General features: G+C 52.9%; 3 protein-coding genes and 1 pseudogene. All 4 read right to left on the minus strand.

Annotated elements, in window-relative coordinates; all coding sequences use genetic code 11:
* Positions 1 to 675 precede the first annotated feature (675 nt).
* The gene (locus EJP87_RS13520; protein ID WP_130472399.1) at positions 676 to 3,648 is read right to left on the minus strand and encodes a 5'-methylthioadenosine/S-adenosylhomocysteine nucleosidase family protein; all 2,973 of its coding nucleotides are present in this window, start codon (positions 3,646 to 3,648) and stop codon (positions 676 to 678) included.
* A 54-nt stretch (positions 3,649 to 3,702) separates the two neighbouring features.
* Entirely contained in the window at positions 3,703 to 4,770 is a 1,068-nt protein-coding gene (locus EJP87_RS13525) for an ATP-binding protein (protein WP_130472400.1), read from the minus strand.
* Between the two features lie 265 nt (positions 4,771 to 5,035).
* Positions 5,036 to 5,449: a hypothetical protein gene (locus EJP87_RS13530; RefSeq protein WP_130472401.1), complete on the minus strand. Its 414-nt coding sequence runs from the start codon at positions 5,447 to 5,449 to the stop codon at positions 5,036 to 5,038.
* Positions 5,446 to 5,664: pseudogene (locus EJP87_RS13535) on the minus strand (recombinase family protein); the annotation flags it as partial. The pseudogene EJP87_RS13535 and the gene EJP87_RS13530, both read right to left, overlap by 4 nt.

The raw sequence follows: 5,664 nt of genomic DNA on the forward strand, positions 1-5,664 counted from the left end.
CTCCTGAAAAATGTGTTTTCTGGGATGGTCTCACCTCTCAAAATAAATGGATACCCTGGGGAGAAATGGACGCTTACGTTGCTATGTGTCTGGCGAGTTTGACGTTTGAGCCGGATGTTCTGGAATCAAACCCTAAAGAGTCGAGGGACACCATGCGCATTTAACCGGTGGAAATATATACGGTGTTCCTCGATTTGTACGGATGAGATGCGTTTGAGCCGCAGGTGCTTGGCGTTTTTCCCCGTCGCGTTGGCCGGACGAGGGATGTTTGATGCGCTGGTGGCATTGCTCCGTCGTGTTGGCCGGACGAGATACGTTTGAGCCGCTGGTTGCTGTCATTGTTTCCCGTCGCATTTGGCCGGACGAGATGCGTTTGAGTCGCGGGAGGTACGCTTGGCCGAACGTGCTGGCGTTGTTCCCCGTCGCGTTGGCCGGACGAGAGGCGTTTGAGTCGCTGGATGGGGTTGTTTCCCGTCGCGTAGGCCGGATGGGAGGCGTTTGAGTCGCTGGTGTTTGGCGTCGTTTCTCGGCGCGTTGTCCGGACGAGATGCGTTTGAGTCGCTGGTGGTTGGCGTTGTTCCCCGTCGCATTGGCCGGACGAGATGCGTTTGAGTCGTTGCGTCCTTCAATTTGGAGTGACGTCATTTCCTCCGTGGAAGAGAGGAGATATAGGAATTACAACTCCTTAACTTGTTCATCTTTTCGGATATGACGAAGAAATTCTAGCATGGTGAAGGTGGCAGCCATCGTGGCCGGTTGCTGCCATTTTTTTCGCTCGCCGTTATCACCACCGCGGCCTTTAGACGCCGCAGTGCCAAAATCGGCAATCCCTTTGAACACTAGCCAAGAAACGCTAGCACTCTCGCAGGCACGGGCAAAACCGAAAGATTCCATCTCGACAGCATTTGCTCTTTCATCCACGGTTTCTTGCCATCGTGAAAAGGGGTCTATAATGTCGTTTTTGCGTCTTATGCCTGGGATTATTTTGGCCCACCAGGGTCTAGCATCATCCATGGCAAACAGCTTTTCCCCCGTCATGAAAGTGCATGAGTTAATCCTAAACTTATCCCCATTCTGATAATAATCCAGAATCTCTTGTCGTTTGCTCGCGGAATCAACTTTCAGACGCTCTTCCACAGCGCGGGCAATGGCCTGACGATCCGGGGAGAAATAGTTCAATCGACTGCTGTAGATATTTGGCGTTAGTTGCGGATAACGCGGTTTTCCTTCTCCCTCACCTTCCATGCGAGCCGGTTCATAGTAGATGACCTTTTCGGAGATGGCTACCGAACCAAGAGAAAATGTCTTTTCGTAGCCGCCGGCCATACCCACCATGAAACAGTGGTTTGGGGTGACCTGTTCGAGCAGGGAGCGGGTTGCGATTGCCATATCCACATTGCCTTTCATCTTCCCCCAGCACACCATGATAGTGATAGGTTCCTGGTCGGCCTCAAGTGTATACTCTAGCCGCTGAATTCGGTACTCGCCCACGCTGTAAATGGGGATGCTGTTTGGAGTACTAGCCAAAGCGATCATGATGGCCTCGTGCTCTGCTGGAATGGCTGCTACAACGAGAAGATCCACGTTTGTTTTCCGGGGTTCAGCTATCTGAGGGGAAGAGAGCACAGCTCCAAATAGCTGGCGCATCATGGTGTTCATGTCGCCCAACAGGAAAATATCCAGGGCTTTGTTAGCAAGATTAGTTTTTGTTTCAGGAAGAAAGGGGCTTTCTCCTTGCAATTTTGTGAGGAAATCTGCCAACAGCAGATCATGTCCTTGCCAATTAGTTTCCTCTTTCGCGGCGTTAAGAATGATGTTTACCTGGGACACAATTGGAGCAGGATCGCGGTTGGAGATGGGGCCTTCATGATTGGCACAACAACCTGGACAACGCATGGCGTAGAGAGAAACGGTAGGAATGGTGTGTGCCTCTCCATTGGTGGTTGGGTTGAAATCTACCAGGGTACAGTGTGCTTCCACCTTCCGGCGCAAGTGCTCCAGCAAGGTCTGCAATACCTTACGGGTGGTGCCACCACAGTGGAACTCTTCCAAGATCACCACGAGACACTCCCTGTCGGCGGTTTCCAGAGTCTCCAACCATGGCAACTTAGAGGTTTCCATTTGCCAATTTCTCAGAAGAGTCAAGATATCTGCATTCGGGTTCCTCAGACTAACCATCGTGTTCGTGTCTATAGCCACAACTAGAGCAGTGGCGAATGTCAGGTCAAGATTCTCAGCCAGTTTTTTCGCACCTTCTTCATCCGGACAGACCAAAAGAACGGGGACATCATCTATTTTTGGATTGATTTCACGCAGTTGTTGCCAAAGTTTTACGCTTAACCAAGCACCATGGCGGCCTAGCATGGCAGGAAAATTCGGTACACTCTTGAGTTTTGCCCGTGTCCCTGGTGTCTCCTGGTCCGGTTCAGATCTCCATCCCACTTCGGTAACCATGTCCCAAAACTGGGCGGTAGTGAGAGATTCCGACAACAAGCCAGGCTCCGGTTCATCGGCCTTGTGGGTTCCCTCTGTAAGGTGCCCACAGGTCGCAGAGGGACGAAGTCCCAGGCGTTCTTTCATTAGATGATGAATGGTAACCGCATTTTCCCCTACATCGATTACTGCACGACCCGATGCATCAATGGAATCAGGCCGGAACTCTTCAGCCTGCACCACGGTCAACACCCGGGGCATGATCGGGCACTTTACCATCCAATTCCCCAAATTCGCCTGCAACTTTTTCCCGGTTGCCACCATAGAGCAAATCAATAGTGGCGGCTCTTTCCAATTGGCGATCTCAAATGCAGTGAGATTCCGAGATAAAAATGTTTGGATATCCTGCGCCGGTTCAGCCAAAGTAAGATTGAGTTGAACCATTCGTAGTGCTTCGGGAAGCCAGGGGGAGGGATCGGCATCGAATAGAATCAGGCATGGGAAGCTACGGTATTGCAACTCCCCATGCGGGCGGATCGCTTCTTGAATCAGATGAGCCACCTCCGGAACACAAGTGTGACCATCAAGGAAAAAACGGGAACATTGACCATCGTGGCGTTCGAAATGGCCGAGGCGGCGAATCATCTTCTGCTGCAGGCGCTGGACCGGATCACCTTGCAGTTGGAAACGCAAAGAGCGGTACTGGTATCTATCGAGGGAAAAGTGAAGGTTGGCGGTCCAACCGTCTGCCGCAATAAACGAAATCCGATCCTTATGAGGGGAGGAGATCAACAGCTTCGAGAGGTCGGAGGCAGTCTCCGGTTCCACCGTATCCAGAATTAGGCAGTGCAGTGCTGGATCTTGGTCTAAACACGCCGTCATTAACTCTGCCAATGCCCGTTTAATCTTGGGGCGAACAGAAATGGTGCCGGGAAAGCCCATGTCCAGGATGATGTGGGTGACTTCGCTTATCCAAGGATGAATAAACGCTGTGAACCGCACATTTACCGACGCTTCCTGTGTCTCGCTGATGGCTAAATGGAGGGTTGTCAAAGGGTTCTGATGACTATGAAGAGCCAAGGGTGTTTGGGCAGATGATCCTATCCACTGGCCGGCCAACCAGGGGTAAAAACTGGTCTGGCCCTGTGGTGCAGCCACAGATAGAGTAGAGGGTGCCGCCGCCCCGAACTCAACAGGTACGATGCCATACACCATCGGCTATTCTCCAGTCACACACAGGCCTCAGCAAGGAATACGGTAGAGAGGAGATCAAGGGACACAGAAGGGCAGAACCACCTGAACTTGGTTGCTGTGTACTGGCCGGAGCTCAGCGTTCTCCTGGATAATCCACACATCATAGACCTCATGATATGCTGGCTGATGAACGGCCTTGGCCAGCGAGATCTTCCAGTTTGCAGCAGTCAGGACCACTATCCCTCGAAAGGCAAAGGTGGCGGCCTGGAGCAGGATATAGAGCCCCATGCCGGGATAGAGTCCAGGATTCTCACGGGTCTCAAAGCCATCGCCTTTAGGGTTGATGGTCAGACCAGGATAGAACGCTGAGAGCAACCAATCGCCATCGTGGGCCTTGGGAGAAGGGAAGCCCGCCGGGCGGACCTCTTTGACATGGCCCCCCTCTTCATGCACATTGAAAATTACTTGGTACTGTCCTTGAGGGCCAGCGTTTTTATATTCACTGTCCCGTAGTTTTTTTGGTATCGGAACACCGTCGTCCCACACCGACAGATGAAACTGCTTTTTCCCTTCTGGAGAAACGCCGATGTTGGCCGACATCTGCACTGTCTCGGCCTCGGCGTGTCCTACCGCGTTGGCCAGTGCCTCGAAAAGGATATGGGTTGCGATCGTATGGGTCGGTGCATACAAACAGCCATCTAAATAATTGGTGATGGCGGGTTCGCACCAACGGCGCATCTCAGCATTGGGTAGAGCCCGGGTCAATCTATCACCCCGCTTGAAGGTGCGAAGAGCAAAATAGTCCTCTAAAACCTCACAATTCCATTTTTGATGATTAAGGTGCTCTGGTCGAGGAAGGGTGTCAATAAAATTACTAATCGTCACCTCGTCCGCATTGCCGAAATAGCGTCGGCTCCCTGGGTCTACAGCGTCCCAAAGCCGAATACCGGTAGCTCGCTCAAGGGCTTGGGGAAATTTCCAAACACGCAGCAGATAACGATCATTTTCATCCCCAGGCAAAATGAAGCGCACTTGGTTGCCTCTGCTACGTCCTGCAGCAAACTGCATGATCAGGCCGACAAGATCTTGTGCGCGAAGATTTTTGCTAATGGTGATTTCCGTCCTGTTATCGGCTAAGGGCATGGCAGTGCTCCTCCTAAAGTGTGTTGACGGCTGGTAAGCTACTACCTGTGACGGGGGCAATCAAGGTGTAGTCTTTCAGAATTTCCAGTTTGTTGTACCGTTTATGGCAAGATCTACGGGGGTGTGTCGCCCAACGTGAGCACGTTGGGGGTTCTCATAACGGTTTGGAGGTGTTACACGCAATGCCCAGTTGATTCCCAGCACTCTTGCCGCTGATATCTCTGATTTAGCGGCAGTGCCCTTCATAAACCGCCAGTGCCACGCCTTACTCCCTCTCCGGAAACCCCAGTCTTTCCCTCTGCTCGCTCCACAACATCGGCAACGGCTCCATGAGATCGGCCATGGTGAGCGCCTCCGGTTGCCGACCATCCAAGATGGCACGGATAATATCCGGTGCCAACAGCGTCAGGCGCAGGATGCGGGACATGTACGAGCTGTCGATCTTTTCCTGTTCAGCCAGTTCTCGCATGGAGGCCACTTGACCTGACTCCAGCATTTTCAGCCACCGATGCGCACGTCCCAACGCTCTGAGCATGGCCTGCTGGGGCGACGGTGGGGGCGGTGTCCAGTCCGGTGCACCCGGCGGGGCGATGATCTCTGTCTTGGCACCCCACCGTTTGAGCCGCATGGGGATGTGAACCACCAGAATGCTGCCGTCTTCGCTCAACGTGCCTTTCATGCTACACTCCTTTCATTGTCGATGTCCATTTCCGTCATGAGGCTCTGCAACCCGCCGGATTTAAAGTGCACAACGACTCCCTGGAGGCTAACATCCACCTTGTCCACCAGCAGTTGCAGTAGTCGCGCCTGTTCGCCTGGGAAGAGTTCCTCCCACACGGCTCCCAGGTTGCGCAGGGACTCCATCACCTTGCTCTCCGGCGTTTTGGTGTCACC

The sequence above is a fragment of the Candidatus Magnetaquicoccus inordinatus genome (assembly GCF_004217665.1).
Taxonomy (GTDB): Bacteria; Pseudomonadota; Magnetococcia; order Magnetococcales; family Magnetaquicoccaceae; genus Magnetaquicoccus; species Magnetaquicoccus inordinatus.